Raw genomic sequence first — 20,077 nt, 5'->3', positions numbered from 1 at the left:
ACATGCTTACATCATCGTTCCGCTGTCGTCCGTGCTTGAAGTCAGTTCCTCGATAGCCACTGCCCCGTTCAGGCCGCCGCCGGCCGTTTGCGCCCGTTCCATTTGGTACCCTGCGTCCAGCATCGAGCCATCCAGCTGATGCAGCTGCTGGCTGACTTGATCCATCTGTTTGAACAGCTGACGATACTGATAGGCTTGCGCATACTCGCTCTGCTGCGCGGCTTCGTCCAGCTGCTCGAACATCGTTTTATTCTCGCCCAGCACCTGTCGGTACTGCTCCGCCGCAGCGGTTCGGATATCCTGCGCCGCCCCCATCATCCCATGCAGCACCATCCTGCAGTTCACCAGCTCCTGGCGCACGGCGGAAGAAGTTTCAGGCGTGACCGCAGCCTGCGCATTCTGAAGCTCGGCGTGGACCCCGCCGAGCTCGTTCACGATCATCAGGGCTTCGTCCATGCGGCCGTTCTGCCCTGCAGCAGCCAATTGGCTGGATAGCTGATTGAGTCTCATCGACATGTTTTGAATATTGCTCATTCGTTATTCCCCATTTCCGGACCAAGTCCTTTTTATGAACTAGGATGCGATAAACCATGGATTGCTATTCATTCCGGTATCTGGGCGTGATTGACGGTCTGCTGGAATGCGGGGCGGGATGCCGATATAATAGAGTAAGCCATCATATGAAAGTAGGTAGATTAAAGAGTCCGCATGATCAAACGCAAAAAAACGACGCTTTTCCTTGTTGTTGCCTTATTGCTCGCCATATTCTACATGCAGCTGCAAACCGCCATACCGGGATTTATCAACGATCTCGATTTTGATTTTAATCGCAAAGAATCCCCTGAAATCACCCAGCTCCACCCTTATGTACTGCAGCAAAAGAATGAGCTTGTCCGTCTCACCAAGAAAAAAGGGATCACGATTGTCATAACGGACGGTTACCGAAGCCACGAAGAGCAGACCCGCATCTACAATCAGGGCCGCAGCACCGAGGGCAACATCGTGACGAACGCCAAGGCCGGGGAATCTCTTCACAACTACGGGCTCGCCATTGATTTTGCGCTGAGGCTGAAGGATGGCAGCGTCATCTGGGATATGGAATACGACGGGAACGGAAACGGCAAGACCGACTGGATGGAAGTCGTGGAGATTGCAAAAGATTTAGGCTTCCAGTGGGGCGGAGATTGGGCCAACTTTCCGGATTATCCGCATCTGCAAATCGATTTTGGATTATCGATCCGTGATTTGAAACGGGGAAAGCTCCCTCCCATGGACGCTTCCGAGTATTCGGAAGCCAAATGAAATGATATTGCTATTTGTTTTTATTGAGCATCGAGGTTCGCATAGCATACTTTAGTTATACTCCAATATGACTGACGCATCAGTGAATAAATCAAGGCCGACCAGATCCTTCTGGTCGGCCTTTTTTGACGTTGTTCGCTGTTAAAGCGTCTCGATGGAGGTATGATATTCAACCAAATGCTTGACATGCCGTTCACGTTTTGGTTATATAGTCATATATATAAGTATATAACCTTAACAGGACAATGAAGGCAAGGTGGTGATTCTTATTGAGCGGTACCGTGCATCCAGATAATAGGCCCCTGTTCATCCAGATCAAGGAAAAGATCGAGGACCAGATCGTCAATGACCAATTGCTTGAAGGTGAACAGGTTCCTTCCACGACGCAGCTGTCCCAATTTTACAAAATCAATCACATTACGGTGTTGAAGGGCATCAACCTGCTGGTTGATTCCGGACTCATCTATAAAAAGCGAGGTGTCGGCATGTTTGTTGCTGAGGGGGCCAAGGAAATGCTGCTCCGGACCCGAAAGAGTGCATTTGCGGAACATTATGTGGTGCCTATGGTACAGGAAGCGGACAAACTCGGTTTGTCCACGGATGAGCTTGTTCAAATCATAACCCAGTTAAAAGGAAGTGAACCCCATGAATCTTGATGTACAGTTAGATCGGGTATCGGTGACATATGGCGGCGTCGAAGCCGTCCGCGATATTTCCCTCCGCCTCCCGGCCGGCAAAATTTACGGTCTCCTCGGTCGCAACGGCGCAGGCAAAACCTCGCTCCTGTCGATCCTGGCTTCATTTCGCGAACCATCGTCGGGATCGGTTACGATTGGCGGCGAGCAGCCCTTCGAAAATGCCAAAATCATGAGGGAAGTTTCCTTCATCTACGATGTCGACTATAAAGAGGAGACGGACAAGGTCAAGGCCGTGATTGAATCCGTCGCCAGGTACCGGCCCCATTTTGATACAGCTTATGCCCTGGAGCTTGCCCGCAAATTCAATTTGCCCCTGGATAAACAGCTCAAGCAGCTCTCCAAAGGCATGCAGTCCGCTTTTAACGTATGCATCGGCCTCGCCAGCCGGTCGCCGGTTACCATTCTGGATGAAGCTTATCTCGGCATGGATGCGCCGTCGCGCGAAATTTTTTACCGGGAACTGCTGAAGGACCAGGAGCGCCATCCCCGTACGTTCATTCTTTCCACCCACTTGGTATCGGAGATGGATTATTTGTTTGAGGAAGTCATTATCATCCACAAAGGCCGGTTCATTCTTCAAGACGATTATGAAAGCCTTACGTCCAGGGGTGTATCCATTACGGGCCCCGCGGCCAAGGTGGACGAATTCATCCAGGGCATGAAGGTGCTCAACGTGCAGCAGCTCGGTTCCACCAAGGCCGTCATGGTCTACGGGGATCTGGGCGAGGCATCTCAATCAGCCGCATTGAAGGCAGGACTTGAGATCGGGCCGATCTCGCTCCAGGACTTGTTTATCCATCTGACGGGGGAGGAATATTCCGCATGAAAAAGACGTCATCGCCCGTAAGTAAAGTATCGACGGAAATGTTTATTCAACAAGGCAGCTGGGCCTTGGGTTTTCTAACGATTGTGCTGCTGATCTATATTGGAGCCGGCATCGGCAACAGCATTGGCATCAATGTTCGGGAAGGAATATCAGATGAGGACTTCTTCTCCATCGCTTACCGCTCCACCAAAGGATTTATGCTTGTCATCGGCATCATTTCAGCTTACGGTTTTCTGAGCTATTATGTAAGACACGGCATTACGCGCCGGGATTTCTTTGGTGGTTCCGCTTTAGCGGCCGTCTATCTGTCCCTGGCATTTCCGGTTGCCGCGGCTCTGATCCAGTGGATTGTCTCGCTGTTTGCATCACAAGATGCGGGAAGCACCCGACTGCTGCAGGGTTTCGACAACAGCTGGCTGCTGACGCTCGTTTCCTACGGTATCCAAATCTTCATCTATTACCTGATGGGGTGGATGATCGGATCCGGATTTTACCGGTTTGGCTGGATTCGCGGCTTGGGATGGATCGCCATAGCCCTCGTGTTGATCGGCTTCATGGATGCATTGTGGCAGTTCGAGCTGGCTTCCATATGGGAACAGTGGTTGCCAGTCACGACAGACTTTTCCGTCACGCTGCCGGTTTCGCTCGCAGGCTCCCTGGCCGTCATCCTGATTGCAATGATTCTGATTCGGCTGATCACCCGAAGAGTTACGATCAAAATGTAACCAATACGCAAAATAAATGGCTGATCCAGGGTAGCACCTTCTACCCCGGAATCAGCCATTTTACGATATAACGCCACCGTATAGATTAAGCGGCACTGCTCTTCTTCTTATTATAAATGTCGAAGGCTACCGCCGCGAGGAGAACCAGGCCCTTAATGCCTTGCTGCCAGTCGATGCCGAGACCTACGAGCGACATCCCGTTATTGAGGACGCCCATGACGAGCCCCCCAATGATCGCGCCGAAGACCGTCCCGATCCCGCCGGTGGCCGAAGCGCCGCCGATGAAGCTCGCCGCGATGGCATCCAGCTCGAAGTTCGTACCGGCTCTCGGCGTCGCCGCGTTCAAGCGGGCGGCAAAAATCAAACCGGAGATGGCGGCCATGACGCCCATATTGACGAATACCCAGAACGTGACCTTCTTGGTTTTCACGCCGGACAGCGCCGCCGCTTTTTCGTTGCCGCCAAGCGCATAAATATGACGGCCCATCACGGTTTTGTTCATCACGAAGGAATAGATGATAATGAGCACCAGCAGCAGAATCAGAATGTTCGGCAGGCCGGCGTAACTAGCCAGCATGAACGTAAAGGCATTGATCACGGCCGCGATGAGCACCAGCTTCAGAAGGAACAAGCCGCTTGGCAGAACGTCGAAGTTGTATTTTTTGTGGGCCTTTCGTTCCCGCAGCTCATTGATCAGGAAAATAACCGTAAAGATGATGCCGGCCAGAATCGCGATCAGGTTGGTGCCGGTGTTCCCGAAGTCCGGAATGAAGCCGGAGCTTAGCTTCTGGAAGCCGCCCGGAAACGGCGCAATGGATTGGCCCTCCAGCACAATCATCGTCAGGCCGCGGAACAGGAGCATGCCGGCCAGGGTTACGATAAAGGCCGGTATCCTCACGTAAGCCACCCAGAATCCCTGCCATGCTCCGATCAGACCGCCGACGATCAAGGATACGATGACGGCAATGACCGGATGCAGCTGCATATCGACCATCATGATCGCAGCAACGGCGCCGACGAAGGCGGCTACCGAACCGACCGACAAATCAATATGACCCGTAATGATGACAAGCACCATGCCGATGGCCAGTACGAGAATATAGCTGTTCTGGAGAATCAGGTTCGTGATGTTGATCGGCTCCAGCAGCAGCCCTCCCGTAATGATTTGGAAAAAAATCATAATGACAACAAGGGCGATGATCATCCCGTATTGGCGGATGTTGTTTTTAAACATTTTTTTGAGCGTCTCCATGCTTAAGCCCCTCCATTCTTGGTCATGTATCTCATCAAGGTTTCCTGCGAAGCCTGCTCTCTGCCAACTTCTCCGGTCATCCGTCCCGCGCTCATGACATAAATCCGGTCGCAGATCCCTAAAATTTCAGGCAGCTCCGAGGAAATGACAAGCACCGCCTTCCCCTCATCCGCCAGCTGGTTGATGATCGCGTAGATTTCGTATTTGGCCCCGACGTCAATCCCCCGCGTCGGCTCATCCAGAATCAGGATATCGGGCTCGGCATAGATCCATTTACTCAGCACAACCTTCTGTTGATTCCCCCCGCTGAGGTTCCCCGTCTTCTGGAGAATGTTCGGCGTTTTGATCTTGAGCTTCTTCCGCATGTCTTCCGCCACGAGAATTTCTTCCCGATCATCAATGACCATGTTCTTTGCCAGCTTGGACAGTCCGGTCAGCGAGATGTTGCGTTTGATATCGTCCATGAGGATCAGCCCGTATTCCTTCCGGTCCTCGGTCACGTAAGCAAATCCGTTTTCAATCGCCTCGTTGATGGATTGATTCCGGATTTCCTTGCCGTCTTTCCGAAGCGTACCCGTGATGTTCCGGCCGTAAGCCCTGCCGAAAATACTCATCGCAAGCTCGGTCCGGCCGGATCCCATCAGCCCGGCAATGCCCACGACCTCCCCCCGGCGGATATTCATGCTCACGTTGTCAATCACTTTTCGGCCTGCTTGCAGCTCGTGATACACCGTCCAATCCTTAACCTCCAGGATGACCTCCCCGATCTTCGGGGTCCGCTCCGGATAGCGGTTCGTCAAATCCCGGCCGACCATGCCGCGGATGATCCGATCCTCGTTCACTTCGCCGCCTCTCATATCCAGCGTTTCAATGGTTTGGCCGTCACGCAGAATCGTGATGGAATCCGATACCTTCGACACCTCGTTCAATTTATGGGAGATCAGGATGCAGGAGATTCCCTGCTTCTTGAACTCCAGCATCAGCTCCAGCAAATTCTCGCTGTCGTCCTCATTGAGCGCCGCCGTCGGTTCGTCCAGAATAAGCAGCTTCACCTTCTTGGATAAGGCCTTCGCAATTTCGACCAACTGCTGCTTGCCGACGCCGATGCTGCCGACCTGCGTGTTCGGGTTCTCGCTGAGCCCCACCTTATCCAGCAGTTCTTTGGCTCCCAGCATGGTCTCATTCCAGTTCATGATTCCCTTCTCGGCACGCTCGTTCCCCAAATAAATGTTCTCGGCAATCGACAGATAAGGGATCAACGCAAGCTCCTGATGGATGATAACGATGCCCAGGTCTTCGCTTTGCTTGATGTTTTTAAATTCACAGACGCTGCCTTTGAACAGAATATCTCCCTCATAGCTGCCGTAAGGATACACGCCGCTCAGTACTTTCATCAGCGTGGATTTGCCCGCTCCGTTCTCCCCGCACAGGGAGTGGATCTCGCCTTCGCGAACCTTCAGATTCACCTGGTCCAGCGCCTTCACCCCGGGAAACGCTTTCGTAATGTTCCGCATTTCAAGAATGTACTCTGACATCTTGCTTCACCTTCCTATCGTTTCGTGTTCGCTGCTTAAGACTATTTCAATCCGATTTCTTCCTTGGAATAATAGCCCGTCTCCACAACCTCTTTCTCCACGTTGGAAGCATCCACGGATACAGGGGGAAGCAAATAGGCAGGCACGACCTTGATGCCGTTGTCGTACGATTCCGTATCGTTCACCTCGGCCTCTTCTCCCTTCAGCACGCTCTCCGCCATCTTCACCGCCTGCTCGGCGAGCTGGCGCGTGTCCTTGAACACCGTCTGGGTTTGCTCACCGGCCACGATCGACTTAATGGAAGCAAGCTCCGCATCCTGACCCGTGATGATCGGCAGCGGCTTGCCGGCCGTCCCGTAGCCTACGCCCTTAAGCGAGGAGATGATGCCGATGCTGATCCCGTCGTAGGGCGACAGCACCGCGTCCAGATTCTCGCTGGAATAGTTGGCGCTGATCAGGTTATCCATCCGCGACTGGGCCAGGGCGCCGTCCCAGCGCAGGGTCGCAATCTGGGCCATCGTGGTCTGTTTGCTCCGAACGACAAGCTTGCCCGAATCCATGTAAGGCTTGAGCACGGACATCGCGCCGTCATAGAAGAAGTAAGCATTGTTATCGTCCGGCGATCCGCCGAACAGCTCGATATTGAACGGCCCCTTCCCTTCCTTCAGGCCAAGCTTCTCTTCAATATAGGAGGCTTGTTGAACGCCGACCTGGAAATTGTCGAAGGTGGCATAATAACTCAAATGCTCGGTGTTGCGGATCAACCGGTCGTAGGCGATGACCTTGATTCCCTGATCATGGGCCTTCTTGATCACGTCGGTCAGCGTATTGCCGTCGATCGAAGCGATGACGATCACGTCGACTCCTTTCGTAATCATGTTCTCGATTTGGGAAATCTGGTTTTCAATCACGTCCTCGGCGAATTGAAGGTCGGTTTTATACCCTTTTTCCTGAAACAGCCGCTCCATGTTCTTCCCGTCAGCCACCCAGCGTTCGGATGATTTGGTGGGCATCGCAAGGCCGACGTAACCCTTCTCAGCATCGCCGGTTTGGCTTTCGGCGAGGTTGCAGGCCGTCAGGGCCAAGAGCAGCACCGCGATCAGCAATCCTGGCAATCCTCTCTTCATCGGTAGTTCCCCTTTCCGAAAAATGAAATCGAGAGCGCTTACAACCGAAGGTTCGAAAAGCCTCTCTGTACTAAAAAGGATACCTCCGTTCGGGTGGAGGGGTCTTTCCACGAAAACAACCTTTTTTATAATTTTCATACTTTTGTTGTTCGGCATTCTTGCGAGATGTGCACAATATGCTCCATGGGAACCGGTCCGAATGACTTTATCGTCATCAAAAAGAGCCCCCGGTTTGTTGTTTGCCAACGAACCGGAGGCTCTCTCCATGCTGCAGCGTATATCCGCCCGCAACCAGATGTTCTCTTTCCATGCATCCATGGAATTAAAAAGGCCGGCGGGCACTAACGCCCGCGGACCATACTGCGATCACATGCCCGATTGCAGCATTCTTGCCAGGATGGCCGCCGTTTCCGCGCGCGTTGCCGCCCGTTCCGGCGCCAGCCTGTTCGCTTGGTCGCCCGTCAACAGTCCTGCCTGCGAAAGCTGATCGACTGCCCCGCGAGCCCATGATGCAAGCTTGACATCGTCGGCATATTGCAGCGGCGCTCCCTCGGCCTCCTTGCCAAGTCCCGTCGCTTCCATCGCCCTTGCGATCATGACGATCATTTCCTGACGGGTCACGGCAGCATCCGGACGGAAGCTGCCGTCCGCATACCCTTGGATCAATTCCGCCTTATAGGCGGCTTGAACGTCGGCTGCAAACCATCGGCCCGCCACGTCGTTGAACGAAGCAGGAACCGCGGCCGCTCCGCTCGGATGGATCCCCAGCATCCTGACCAGCATGGCGGCAAGCTCCGCCCGCGTGATGGAGCGGCCCGGCTCAAAACGGCCGCCCTCCGTCCCCTGCACGATGAGCTTGTTCGCGAGCAGTTCGGCGTCGGCTTCAGCCCAATGCCCGCTCATGTCGGTGAATGCGCGGCGGCTCTCCAGAACGGTATAGGTTCCCGATGTCTTCAAAGTGAGAAGGGCATTCTCGGCCGAAGCGAAACGGGCCGGAACGTGTTTCCATCGTCCGGCGGCTTCATCGAGGTAAGCTGCCGTCAAATACCGGCCGTCGGCCAGCATTCGCTCTGAAGGCGCGAAGGTTGCGGATAATCGGCCATCTGCCAGCGGCTGCGCCGTTCCGTCCGGCTTCCACGCGTTCAGCGACACGGAGAACGGCTTAAGCCGCATACTCGCTCCCGTTTTTCGCGAGAGCTCCACGAGTCTCGTCTCCGTCTCGTCATCGGCCGTTCTGATCGTGAGCCCGATGAAAGCCGCAGATAAATCCGATGGCAGCTCGCCAAGTTCAGCCAGTGAGAAGACTAATACGCCCTGCGGCGTGCGCCACTCCAACACCGTGCCGCTGACAAGCTCCTGCAGCCGCTCCACGACGGCAGGCTTCATGAGCAGCGACCATTCCTTCGTTCCGCCCTTCGTTTCAATCACGATGCGGCCTGAACTCAGCCGTTCGTGCTCGAGCGTGATCGTCTGGCCGGATTCACCGTCGAGCACCAGATCGACGGTGAGACCGCGATCTTCCCCTGCGGGCGGTTTCACCCCGCCGGCATCGCCCGGCAGGCCGACGGCGTTGCCCGGGCTTCCGCCGGAACCAGGATCACCGCCTGAGTGAGCCGGCGGCAAAACGGCAACCTCGGCTGTGGTGCTTAAACCTTCGTAGGTCACGGTCATGGACGATTTCCCTGACCGGATGCCGTACAGCCGGCCCGCTGCATTCAGGGATGCATAGCCTCTGTCTGCAAGACGGTATGCAGCTTCCGAGGTCACATCGGAGGAGGTGCCGTCCGAGTAATGTGCAGTTACCCGGATCTGGCGATATTCGCCCTCCCTCACTTCATACCGGGAAGCATCCAGGGTCAATCCGGTCGGCACGGCATAAACCGTGACGGGGGCGGCGGCTGACAGCCTTCCGGCATCAGTCTCATAAACGGCCTGCATGACGGTACGCCCGGTACGAAGACCTGTGACATACCAGGAACCGTCCTCGGCCCGCGCCACCCGGATCAGCCCATCATCATATTGAAAGCGGGCATCTGCGGTTACGTCCGATGTAGCATCCCCGTAAGTCACCTCGACGACCGTGCGCACCGATTCGCCGATTTGAAGTCGGTACGAGGGCGGCGTAAACCATATGCCGTCGGCAAAGGTCACCTGCACGCCATCCCGAATCGGCTCGCCGCCGATCCAGGCGCGAATGTCGGCCACTCCCGGCTCGGTTGAACGGACTTCCGCCGTATACACGCCGTTTTCGCGGTACGTGGCTTCCGTCACGGTGCCAAGCGTTGTTTCAAGCCGAATATCGGCCCCACTCCCCGTGTTGTTGCCAAAGGCATCCCTCACCGAGATGGTAATCGTCGAGGCAGCAGAGCCGTTAGCCGGGATTGCCCCGCTGTCGGCGGACAGCTCCGATGCAGCGGCCGAAGCGGGACCCGGCAGAAATTCGACCTCCGCCGTATCTGCAAGCTCGCTATCGTCCACGGATGCCGTAATGACGGCAATGCCGGCCTCGGTTGAGATCAGCGATGCCGTGTACCGCCCCTCGGCCTCATATACAGCCGCGGAAACGGTGCCGATCGAGGAATGAATCCGAATGTCCGCGGGCCCGCCGTCATCCGGAACCGTATTGCCCGCGGCGTCCTTCAGCTGCACCGTAATCCGCGCGGATTGCTTGCCGTCGGCCGTCAGCCCGGTCCGGTCCGCATCGACCGTCGAGCGAAGCGCCGAAGGCTCGCCCGGCTCGAAGGATACCGTCACTGCCGAGGCGATCCGAATGCCGTCCAAGGTTCCGGTAATGACGGCTGTTCCGGCCCTATTCGATGCAACGCCGGCCGTGTAACGGCCATCCGCTTCGTACTTCGGCTCCGTCAGCAGGCCAAGCGTCGACGCCAGCTTAAGCTGGAGCGATCCGGCATCGGAGCGGAGCTCGTTTCCGTAAGCGTCCTTCAGCAGTACCGTCACGATTGAACGGCTTAGCCCGTCAGCGGTGACGACTGCCCGGTCGGCTGACAATATCGTTTGGTCCGCCGAAGCCGGGCCAGGCATGAACTGCACCGACGCCGTGTGCGCCAGCGGCACATCGTTGACCGTTCCCGTGATGACGGCCTCGCCTGCCGCCGTGCCGGCCGTCAATATGGACGTGTACGTACCGTCATGATGATCCGTCATCCGTCCCAGCGTTCCGGCCGTCGTCTCCACCAGGACCTTGTCGCCTCCTGCGGTCAACGCATTGCCGAAGGCATCCTTCAGCCGAATCGTGACAACCGTTGACGTGCTGCCGCCCACGGTGATTGCTTTGCTGTCCGTCTCGATGATCGATTCGGCCGCGGATGCCGCCCCGGCGAGAAGATCAACCGATACGGGGTGCTCCAACGGCACGCCGTTTACGGCACCCGATACGACGGCTGAACCGGAAACCGTGCCGGCCGTCAGCATGGCTGAATACGTGCCGTCGCCATGGTCTTGAACGCTGCCCAACGTTCCGGCCGTCGTGGTTAACACGACCGTATCACCGCCCGTCTTCAATTCGTTGCCGAAGGCATCCTTCAACTGCAGCGTCACGGTTGTTGTGCTGGCGCCGTCAGCCGGCATCGCCGGGGATGCTGCCGTCAGCAGCGATTCGCTCGCCGAAGCCGCTCCGGGCTCAAAATCAGCGGACGCGGTCTGCAATAGCTTCGCACCGTTCACCGTCGCGGTGATCGTTGCCGGACCGGCAACCGTCGGTGCCGTAAGCACGGCCGAGTATGTGCCGTCCCCATGATCCGTTACCGCTCCGATCGAGCCGGCGGTCGCGCTCAGACTCACCCTGTCGCCGCCGGACGTCAGGTTGTTGCCGTAGACGTCCTTCAGCTGCACGGTCAGCGCCGTTGTGCTTGACCCGTCAGCCGGGAGCGCGGACGCCCCCGCTGTGAGGAGCGATGTTGCCGGAGAAGCGGCGCCCGGAACATACGCGATGTCCGCCGTCTGCGTGACGGTCTTGCCGTTCAGCTCGGCCCGGACGACGGCCTTGCCGGCAGTCGTCGGCGCCTTAACGGTAGCCGTATAAGTGCCGTTACCGCGGTCCGTGACGGCGGAGAGCGTGCCTCCGCTTGTTTCGACGGATACCGCGTCGCCTCCTTGCGTCACCGGGTTACCGTAGGCATCCTTCGCTTGGACCGTAATGACGGCCGTACTGACTCCGTCTGCCGTAATCGAGGCCGGGTTGATCGACAGGCTCGTCGCTGACGGCGATGCCGCTCCCGCAACAAAGTTCAAGCTTGCCTTGCCGGCAAGTGCCGAGCCGTTGACAAAACCCGACACCGTTGCGGTTCCGGCGGTCGTGGGCGCCGTCCAGGTCGCGCTGTACGTCCCGTCGCCGTGATCCGTTACCGCACTCAGGCTGCCTGCAGTAGCCGACAAGGTTACGGTACCGCCCGAAGCAGTCAAACGATTGCCATGCGTATCCTTCAGTTCCACGGTAACCCTGGTCGTGCCGGTTCCGTTAGCCGGTACGCTTGCGTATGCGGCGCTGATCGTGGATGCCGACAGAGACACGGGGCCGGGCACGATGCTTACGTTCGTCGTTTGCGCGAGCCTCACGCCATTAACCGATGCCGATACGACCGACATGCCCGTTGCCGTCGGCGCCGTCAGCGTCGCGGTATACGTTCCGTTGCCTTGATCCGCAACGGAACCGATCGAGCCGATGCTGGCCTGCATCGTCACGGCATCGCCGCCTGTCACGAGATCATTGCCTCGCGCATCCTTCAATTTTACGGTTAACGTCGTGGTCCCCGATCCGGCCTGGAGACTGCCTGAAGCAGAGGCAAGGCTGGATTTGTCCGCGGAGGCGGCCCCCGGGACGAACGAGACAACGGCCGTTTGTTTGATCAAAGAACCGTTCAAACTGGCCGATACTTCAGCGGTGCCGGTCGTGGAAGCCGAGCTCAGCGTCGCGGTATAGGTTCCGTTGCCTTTGTCGGACACGGCCCCGATGGTGCCGCCGCTTGTGCTCATGGACACGGTACCTGCTGAAGCCGTCAACGCGTTGCCGTAGGCATCCCGGAGCCGTACCGTCAGCATCGTTTTACTGCTGCCGTCCGCAACGATCGAGACGGGAGCCGCTGACAGTTCCGAGGTTTGCGTGGACGCTCCCGCGGGAAGAATCTGAATCGCGGCCTTCTGCTGCGTCGCCGTCCCGTTCACCGCGGCACTAACGGTCCCGCTGCCGGCGGCCGTGCCTGCCGTCAGCACAGCCGTATAGGTCCCGTCCCCATGGTCGGTTACCCTCCCGGCCGTGCCGTGCGAGGACTGGATCGTTACCGTGTCGCCTCCGGACACCAGCGGATTGCCGTGCGCATCCTTTAAGCGGACGGTCACCGCCGTGCTTCCGCTTCCGGCCGTGAGCGTGTTCTGCCCCAGGCTGATCGTGGATGCCGAAGCCGATGCGGCTCCCGGGACGAACGTGACCGCTGCCTTCTGCGCGATCGGCGTTCCGCCCAGCTCCGCCGTTACGGTTGCCGTACCGACGGAAACGGGCGCTTTCAGCTGTGCCGTGTACGTCCCGTTCTTCCTGTCCGTCACGCCGGACAGCGTACCGGCGGTCGTCTTCATTTGCACGGTACCGCCGCTCGTCGTCAACGGATTTCCGTTGCTATCCTTCAGCTGCACCGTCACGGTGGAGATACTGCTGCCGTCCGCCGGAATCGATGCCGGGCTCGCGGTGACCGTTGAAGTGACGGCCGAAGCGCCAAGCGGATTGAACTTCACCGTGCCGCTTGCGCTCATGGGATAACCGTTAATGATGCCCGTAATCGTTGCGGTTCCGGTCGTCTTGGACGACGTCAGTTCAGCCGTATACGTCCCGTCCCCGTGATCGGTGACCGGACCGAGCGTGCCCGCTGTCGTGCTAAGCTGAACGGTCCCTTCGCTCCTGCCGATGTTATAGTTGCTTCCTTCCTTGAGCGTTACGGTGACCGTCGTCTTGCTGGTCCCGTCCGCGTCGATGGAAGCGGGACTGGCGCTGATTTGCGTCCGGGCCGGATATACTTGCAGCGCAGACGTGTAATATACCAAAGGGCTGGCATCCGATATGCCCAGTTCTCCCCTGCTGGTCCAGCCTGCGCCCCATACGGTACCGTCCGCATTAATCGCAAGGGCATGGTTGTCGCCGGCAGCAAATAGATCTGCGTCGCCGAGCAGCTTTGTTGCCACTTGGAGGTTCCGGTTCTGCATGCCCCACCACCACAGGGTTCCGTCGCTTTTCAGAGCCATGCTCAAGCGGCCGCCGCCGGATATCCGGACTACATTCGTAAGCGGCAAGGAACCTGCCTGCTGAACCTGAATCGCCGTGTTGGAAGAGGTCAGTCCCGGGTTGCCCAGGTTAAAATTCTCATTGTATCCCCAAGCCCAGACGGTTCCGTCTCCCTTCAGAGCCATGCCGCCCAATCGATTGCCTTGGATATCGGCAATGCCGGTTAAAGGCTGTCCGGCAGAATCGATCACCTGTACCGGATAGTCGGAGTCGGCCGTTGATCCGTTGCCCAGCGCTCCGAAGCCTCCGTAGCCCCAGGCCCATACCGTTCCGTCGTTCAGCAGCGCAACGGAATGGTATTCGCCCGCCCCTATGGCCTTCACGTCGTTGAGATAAGATCCGCTTGACGCCTTGATGCGTACGGCCCGGGGATTGATGACGTCATAATAATCGGTAAGCGTGCTGCTGGAATTGGATCCCCACCCCCAAGCCGATCCGTCTTCCTTGATGGCCAGAACATGGTTGTAAGCCGCGGCGATGCTGCGTACATTCGTTAGCGGCCCGCCGCCGGACTCCGTTACCTGCACGGCACGATGCTGATTATCCGATGCACCGTTGCCGAGCGTCCCATAGACTCCCCTGCCCCAGGCCCATACGGTGCCGTCATTCAGCAGCGCGACCGAGAAATAGCCTCCGCCCGTCACGAACTTCGCGTTTCCCAGCGGCGTACCGTCGAATTTGGTCACTGGCACAGGTCGGAATGCATTATCCGTTGTACCGTTGCCCAGTGCTCCCGCACTGTTGTCCCCCATCGTCCAAACCGTGCCGTCTCCGGCAATCAGCAAGGAATGAAGGTATCCCGCTCCGATTCCTTTGATGCCGGCGGGCGCCGCGGATGAGGCATTCGCCGGCTGCGGCAGATTCGGCATGATCATCAGGAATGCGAGCAGAAGCATCGCGATTTTTTTCAATCTGCGCAATGGAATCCCCCCTTCTTAAAATAAATAGTGAGTAAATAGCAAGGAATAGAGACTCTGGTGCATGTTGTCCATGATTCCATGGTCCTGACCGCCATTCTAGCAAAAAAGGATGTCAATAATAATTAACAAACGTTAACGATTCGACAAAAAATTTATCTCGGATGAGTCCCCTCGGATTGCAAGAAAAAAAGCGGGATTGCCATGGAACGCAATCACCGCTTCTCCGCTTCTTATCGCTACCTACCGTGGGCTCCGCTCTTCGTCTCGTCTATTCTTCCAGAACCGCTGCCCCTTTGCGGTACCGGTTCGGCGACACCCCCATCACCTTCTTAAAGGCCGTGCTGAAATAATGCTGGCTGTCATACCCCACCCGCTCCGCGATGTCCAGGATGCTCAGCTCGGTGGCGTTGAGCAGCTGGATCGCTTTCTGAATCCTCGTCTGGGTCATGAGCGTGATAAAGGACGTGCCGAGCTCTTTCTTGAGCATCCGGCTCAGATAGACCGGCGATACCTGCAGGGCCTGGGCGAAAGATTCCAGCGTCAGCTCCCGAACGGCATACTGTTCCTGGATGAGCTGCCGGGCACGCCGTACCAGCGGAGACAGCTGCGCCTCCTTGAATACCCCTTCCCGGCAAGCCTCGTAGGCGGCCGCAACCGCTCCGTCCGCCCCTTCCGAAACCGGCTCCAGATGTACGTTCACGGCCAGCTTCAAGTACTTCTGGATCAACTGCTCGGCATCGGCCGCAATCTCCATATCCACTTCTCCCCAGCAGCAAATGCCGATCCAGCCGGTATGGTCCCGGAACAAAACGCAGGGTGCGGGATGAAACAGCTCGGCGATTATATTTTCCATCGCGAACAGATACAGCTGGCGGTCGCTTTCCTTCATCAACGGCTGCGGAGCCGTCATCTCCGGCCATCTGGCGATGCCGATCCGGGTGGGACGGCAAGGCGGCAGTCCCAGGAACTCCAGCTGCTCGATCGCCTCCTCCTCATCCAGCAGGCCATGCATCCATTCGAGGCAGAACCGTTCCCGAAGCAGCGGAATGTTCTTCTCGATTTGCTCCGACGCCTTCTTCAGGTAGCTTTCCTGGATTTGATGGTCGTTCAGCTCATCTCGAACGCTGCTGAGCACCTGAATCAGATGCTCCGCATTTACCGGCTTCAATATATAATCCTTAACCCCGAGCCGGATCGCTTCCTGCGCATAAGCAAATTCGTCATGGCCGGTAATAATGACGAACCGGCATGCGGGGCGTTCTTCCTTCATTCGCTTCATGAGCCCGATGCCGTCCAGGAACGGCATATTCATATCGACCAGCATAATGTCAATCGGCTGGCTGAGCGCAAGCTCCAGCGCTTCCTCGCCATCCTCCGCTTCGGCAGCCACTTCCATGCCGAGTGCCCCCCAGTCGACCGCATCCCGAATCCCTTCGCGGATAATCGGCTCATCGTCGGCAATCAAGACTTGATACGCTTTCTTCATCGTGAGTCTCTCCCATCATGATCGGAGGACGAAGGAACGGCATGCAGCAGCGGATGCGTAATCCGTACCGTGGTTCCCTCGTTCTCTATACTGTCAATCATAATTCCGTACGTCTCCCCGAACGTTAACTTGATACGGGCCTGTACATTCAGCATACCGTAGCTTCGGCTTGCACCCGGCCCTTCTTCGGGAGGCGCCTCCATGGCCGTTACCGGATCGGCAAGCTGCCTGCGAAGCGCCTCCAGCCGCTCCGCAGGCATACCTGCCCCGTCATCACGTACGGCAAGCACCAGCACATTATCCTCAACTTGTGCTTGGATCCAGATTCGCCCCGGGCCTCTCCGGGCCTTAATGCCGTGGTATATCGCGTTCTCCACCATCGGCTGGAGGATAAGTTTCAGGACGTGCAGTCTCTCGGCTTCAGGGGATAGCTCCATCTCAACCTGCAGCCTGTCGCGGTAACGCGTCTTCTGGATCTGCAAGTAACTGCTGATATGCGTCCATTCGTCGGACATGGGAATGATATCATCGCCTTTGCTGAGCCCGATCCGAAACAGCCGCGACAAGGATTCTACCAGATCCGATACGTCATCCGCCCCTTTCTTGCGGGCCATCCAATGGATCGTATCCAGCGTGTTGTACAGAAAATGCGGCTTAATATGCGCCTGCAGGCTGCGCAGCTCAGCCTCGCGCTTCTGCCTCTCCCGCAGCTCGCTCAGCTTCATCAGCTTGCGGATCTGCAGGAGCATGCGGTTAAAGCTGCGGCCGAGCATGCCCACCTCATCCTGCCGGTTTCCCCAGTAGCGGATCGTCAAATCCCCGGATTCGGCTTTTTGCATGAAGGACATAAGCTGCCAGATCGGCCTGGATATGGACTGCGAAAGCGTGTAGGATGCCGTAACCCCAAACAAGCACACTATAAACAAGAAACAGATCATATAAAAACGAATCTCCCGCACTTCATACACCGATTCGCTGGTTGGAAATACGCCGATCGTCCGCCAGCCGGTAAAGGAGGACGTGCCGTATATCAGTTGCAGCCGTTCCCCGTTCACCTCGCGGATCAAAGCGCCGCTCTCCTCTTCGGGAAACCACGATGGCGGAATGGACGGGATGATGGAATCCTCCGGGGTATAAATGCTCGAGCCTCCGGCCTCTGCCACCATCAAATATCCGCTTTTCCCGAGCGTGACATCCCGGACCGCCCTGGCGACCGCCCGCAGCTTCAAGTCGATCAATACCGCACCGGTCACTTCCCTCGTATCCGGATCCACAAACGAGCGTACGACCGACACCAGCTCCTCGTTGGCGTAATGAACGTGGGTGGTGACGTTACGGTCTGCCGGATGGCCGAGCACGGTAAAAATCCCTTCGTTTAAAACGGCCTCGCGGTACCATTCTTCCTCCGTCAAATTCGCCGGACTGCGCGCGTACATTTCGTTACTGATATAGGCTCCTTCGCGATTGACCAGAAGAATGGAGGCGATTTCCGGATACAGCGTCGTGAAGCCTTGAAGGTATCGCTTAATCTCGTAATTTTCCTCATTATCCTGCTTGACCGGGGACGTTTGCGGGCGATAGGTTCCCGAAGGAACATCGGCTCCTGCCGCCGGCTTATCCCCTTGAATGTCCCCTTGCAGAAACCGTTCCGTGCGAGGGTCGAAGCCGATCAAATACGTAATGTTCTGCAGATTCTCCATATCATTGTCCAAGGTCTGGTTGACCTTTCCGATCAGTTGAATGGTATTCGAGGTTACCTGCTGGTCCACAATGCGGTTTACCGTCCAATTGACAAGAACGCCAAGGGCGATTGAGGGCAGGATCCCAACCATGAGGAACAGAATGACCAGCTTGTATCTCAGCGGCAAATCCCCGAACCGTAGCCAACGGGAAATGCCTTTGCGCCAGGATTCCACTCTGTTATTTCGCATAATAATCATTCACATTCTCTCGGGTCACAATCGAGATTCCGGTGTCCACCCTCACGGGAAGCGGCGACACGTCATTCCCGAGCGTCGGGGCCGGTACGGTAAGTCCGTGATGCAGGTGAAATAAATACTGCAAGGACCAGTAGCCCATATTCCAAGTACCCTGGGCGATCGTAGCCGCGATGGTTCCGTCGGAAATCCGGTCCAGCGTCCCCTTGTTCGTATCGAATCCAATGATGGTCACCCGGCCCGCCTTACCCGCGCCGATAACGGCATCCGCCACGCCCATTCCGCCGCTGGCCTCCGTCACGAAGATCCCTTTGAGATCCGGGTGCTTGCCCAGCATGTCCGCCGCAGCCTCTTTGGCAACGAGGGTATCCCCTTTTCCTTCCCTGATCTCCACCACGGACATGGAAGGATATCTCTGCGCCAACGTGTCCCGGAAGCCCTCCGAGCGGTCGTCATGGTTCTGCTGCCCGGGCTGGGTCACAATTCCGATTTCCCCTTCCCTGCCGAGAAGCTGCGCCATCTTGTCCGCGGCCGCAACCCCTGCATTGTAATTGTTGGTTGCAAGAAAAGAATACGCTTTGCTGTCAGGTGCATCCGCATCGAACAGGACGACCGGAATCCCGGCATCCACGGCCTTATTGATCGTGGACGTCAGCGCCTTCGAATCGATGGCCGATAAGGCGATGCCGGCCGGACGCTTCGCGATGACCTGCTCCAGGACGGTAATCTGTTCCTCCACGTCATATTGCGTGGACCCGCGATAATCGACGGTTACGCCGAGCGCGTCCCCTCCATCCTCGAAGCCCTTCAATATATTTTTCCAATATTCCATCCCCGATTGAAATGTGACCATGACGTAATTCTCGCCCATGCTGCCGTGCAGCCCGCCTTCCTCCCAGGCCGAGGAGCGCTTGTCTTCCAGCCTGTACATGAACACATAGGTGAGAAAAGCCAATATAAGGGCGCCGTACACCAGCATCATCTTCTTCATGAATGAGTCCCCCGCTTCTTGTTCCTTCGTGTGCCATTCACCAGTTGCAACCGGTTACATATCGTATAATGAATATACTGCAATTCTCTGAAAAAGATCAAACCCTTGCTAGAATTTGGAAGCGGACAGCAGCAAAAAAACAGGCCGCCTCCGGTTAACATTAACCATGTCACAGCCTGTTTCTATTATTATAAGCATCTGCTCGCCGTTCGTGCATAAACTAACGAGATCTCGGTTGCACCAAGCAACTCACTTAGCCGGATAAATGCTAATGCCGTGCATAAATAAACTAACCACGTGACGCGCAAGATCCTCAGGAGTCCGCTTGCCTGTCAGCAGCTGCTGGGAGGTCAGCCTTTCGATGACGCCGACCAGGCACTCCGCAACGATGTGCATGTCGGAATCACGGTCAAAGTACCCGTCCTGCTGCTCTCCCTTCAGATTTTGCTCGATCATGGCTACCATTTCAGCCTTTACGATGACGGAATCATCCCCGATAAAAAAACCGATTTGCGTCAAATCCGGGTCCTTGCCAAGAAACGTGAACAACCCCGTAAGCACGCCAAGCAAACGCCCGGTCACATGAGCCTCATCGATTCCGCTCTCCAACCGGCTTCCCTCGATCAGGCCTTTAAGCTCCGAACGAAATTTCTCCATCAGCTCCCTGAAAATCGCCTCTTTGCTCTCAAAATACAAATAGAATGACGGTTGCGTCAATCCTGCCCGGGAAACGATGGTGCTGATCTTGGTCTGATGGTATCCTGACTTCGCAAATTCATTGGCGGCAACAATCAGTAGTCTTGCCCGGCTTTCTTGTCCGTTCGCACCCTTCTTCCGCAAAGCTATCCAACCTCCGAATCTACCCATGATGTATGTATGCTAGTTACCCTTCATTATACTCTATATCGGAAAGTTGCTGCTACACATAAAGTGTCCCGCCTGAACCGAAGACTTTACATCGCCACCGGAACGTTATAACGTAAAAGGGA

13 protein-coding genes are annotated in these 20,077 nt (G+C 56.6%); 4 read left to right on the top strand and 9 right to left on the bottom strand.

Features of this window, described 5'->3' with window-relative positions:
* Positions 1 to 6: 6 nt before the first annotated feature.
* A complete protein-coding gene (locus MHI43_RS06935) occupies positions 7 to 516 on the bottom strand; it encodes a hypothetical protein (RefSeq protein ID WP_341283243.1) in 510 nt (169 codons plus the stop codon).
* Between the two features lie 192 nt (positions 517 to 708).
* Here MHI43_RS06935 and MHI43_RS06930 point away from each other — a divergent pair, with 192 nt between their 5' ends.
* From MHI43_RS06930 to MHI43_RS06915, 4 genes are all read left to right on the top strand, one after another.
* Positions 709 to 1,302 (top strand): M15 family metallopeptidase, encoded by a 594-nt coding sequence (locus MHI43_RS06930; RefSeq protein ID WP_036662485.1) that lies wholly within the window; start codon positions 709 to 711, stop codon positions 1,300 to 1,302.
* Positions 1,303 to 1,571: 269 nt separating this feature from the next.
* Positions 1,572 to 1,958, top strand: coding sequence for a GntR family transcriptional regulator (locus MHI43_RS06925; protein ID WP_015733895.1), 387 nt, complete (start codon positions 1,572 to 1,574; stop codon positions 1,956 to 1,958).
* Complete coding sequence (locus MHI43_RS06920) at positions 1,948 to 2,826, top strand: ABC transporter ATP-binding protein (protein WP_036662484.1); 879 nt, start codon at positions 1,948 to 1,950, stop codon at positions 2,824 to 2,826. The genes MHI43_RS06925 and MHI43_RS06920 overlap by 11 nt, the downstream gene beginning before the upstream one ends.
* Positions 2,823 to 3,551, top strand: a complete 729-nt coding sequence (locus MHI43_RS06915) for a hypothetical protein (RefSeq protein ID WP_036662483.1) — start codon at positions 2,823 to 2,825, stop codon at positions 3,549 to 3,551. The genes MHI43_RS06920 and MHI43_RS06915 overlap by 4 nt, the downstream gene beginning before the upstream one ends.
* 85 nt (positions 3,552 to 3,636) lie before the next feature.
* On the opposite strand, the gene mmsB is transcribed toward MHI43_RS06915, so the two are convergent.
* The 8 genes from mmsB to MHI43_RS06875 all read right to left on the bottom strand — a co-directional run bounded on the left by mmsB (position 3,637) and on the right by MHI43_RS06875 (position 19,928).
* Entirely contained in the window at positions 3,637 to 4,803 is a 1,167-nt protein-coding gene (gene mmsB / locus MHI43_RS06910) for a multiple monosaccharide ABC transporter permease (protein ID WP_009591707.1), read from the bottom strand.
* A gap of 2 nt (positions 4,804 to 4,805) precedes the next feature.
* Complete coding sequence (mmsA, locus tag MHI43_RS06905) at positions 4,806 to 6,338, bottom strand: multiple monosaccharide ABC transporter ATP-binding protein (RefSeq protein WP_036662482.1); 1,533 nt, start codon at positions 6,336 to 6,338, stop codon at positions 4,806 to 4,808.
* A gap of 41 nt (positions 6,339 to 6,379) precedes the next feature.
* Complete coding sequence (chvE, locus tag MHI43_RS06900; protein WP_036662480.1) at positions 6,380 to 7,465, bottom strand: multiple monosaccharide ABC transporter substrate-binding protein; 1,086 nt, start codon at positions 7,463 to 7,465, stop codon at positions 6,380 to 6,382.
* Between the two features lie 366 nt (positions 7,466 to 7,831).
* Positions 7,832 to 14,674 carry an invasin domain 3-containing protein gene (locus MHI43_RS06895; RefSeq protein WP_036662478.1) on the bottom strand — a complete coding sequence of 2,281 codons (6,843 nt, stop codon included), beginning with the start codon at positions 14,672 to 14,674 and terminating at the stop codon, positions 7,832 to 7,834.
* A gap of 268 nt (positions 14,675 to 14,942) precedes the next feature.
* Positions 14,943 to 16,160, bottom strand: coding sequence for a response regulator (locus MHI43_RS06890; protein ID WP_015733888.1), 1,218 nt, complete (start codon positions 16,158 to 16,160; stop codon positions 14,943 to 14,945).
* On the bottom strand, positions 16,157 to 18,091 hold the full coding sequence (locus MHI43_RS06885) for a sensor histidine kinase (protein ID WP_036662631.1): 1,935 nt from the start codon (positions 18,089 to 18,091) through the stop codon (positions 16,157 to 16,159). The genes MHI43_RS06890 and MHI43_RS06885 overlap by 4 nt, the downstream gene beginning before the upstream one ends.
* Positions 18,081 to 19,088, bottom strand: a complete 1,008-nt coding sequence (locus MHI43_RS06880; RefSeq protein WP_036662476.1) for a substrate-binding domain-containing protein — start codon at positions 19,086 to 19,088, stop codon at positions 18,081 to 18,083. The genes MHI43_RS06885 and MHI43_RS06880 overlap by 11 nt, the downstream gene beginning before the upstream one ends.
* 249 nt (positions 19,089 to 19,337) lie before the next feature.
* Positions 19,338 to 19,928 carry a TetR/AcrR family transcriptional regulator gene (locus MHI43_RS06875; protein WP_036662473.1) on the bottom strand — a complete coding sequence of 197 codons (591 nt, stop codon included), beginning with the start codon at positions 19,926 to 19,928 and terminating at the stop codon, positions 19,338 to 19,340.
* Positions 19,929 to 20,077 lie beyond the last annotated feature (149 nt).

It is taken from the genome of Paenibacillus sp. FSL H8-0457, assembly GCF_038051935.1.
In the GTDB taxonomy this organism is placed as follows: Bacteria; Bacillota; Bacilli; order Paenibacillales; family Paenibacillaceae; genus Paenibacillus_AQ; species Paenibacillus_AQ lautus_A.
The sequence above is the reverse complement of the archived record's forward strand: the minus strand, read 5'-3'. Positions and strand labels throughout refer to the sequence as shown.

What these genes read in the sequence shown, in the direction of transcription:
- MHI43_RS06915 (WP_036662483.1), top strand. Translation starts at nt 2,823, where the DNA reads ATGAAAAAGACGTCATCGCCCGTAAGTAAAGTATCGACGGAAATGTTT.
- MHI43_RS06885 (WP_036662631.1), bottom strand. Translation starts at nt 18,091, where the DNA reads ATGCGAAATAACAGAGTGGAATCCTGGCGCAAAGGCATTTCCCGTTGG.
- MHI43_RS06920 (WP_036662484.1), top strand. Translation starts at nt 1,948, where the DNA reads ATGAATCTTGATGTACAGTTAGATCGGGTATCGGTGACATATGGCGGC.
- MHI43_RS06930 (WP_036662485.1), top strand. Translation starts at nt 709, where the DNA reads ATGATCAAACGCAAAAAAACGACGCTTTTCCTTGTTGTTGCCTTATTG.
- MHI43_RS06880 (WP_036662476.1), bottom strand. Translation starts at nt 19,088, where the DNA reads ATGAAGAAGATGATGCTGGTGTACGGCGCCCTTATATTGGCTTTTCTC.
- mmsB (WP_009591707.1), bottom strand. Translation starts at nt 4,803, where the DNA reads ATGGAGACGCTCAAAAAAATGTTTAAAAACAACATCCGCCAATACGGG.
- chvE (WP_036662480.1), bottom strand. Translation starts at nt 7,465, where the DNA reads ATGAAGAGAGGATTGCCAGGATTGCTGATCGCGGTGCTGCTCTTGGCC.
- mmsA (WP_036662482.1), bottom strand. Translation starts at nt 6,338, where the DNA reads ATGTCAGAGTACATTCTTGAAATGCGGAACATTACGAAAGCGTTTCCC.
- MHI43_RS06935 (WP_341283243.1), bottom strand. Translation starts at nt 516, where the DNA reads ATGTCGATGAGACTCAATCAGCTATCCAGCCAATTGGCTGCTGCAGGG.
- MHI43_RS06890 (WP_015733888.1), bottom strand. Translation starts at nt 16,160, where the DNA reads ATGAAGAAAGCGTATCAAGTCTTGATTGCCGACGATGAGCCGATTATC.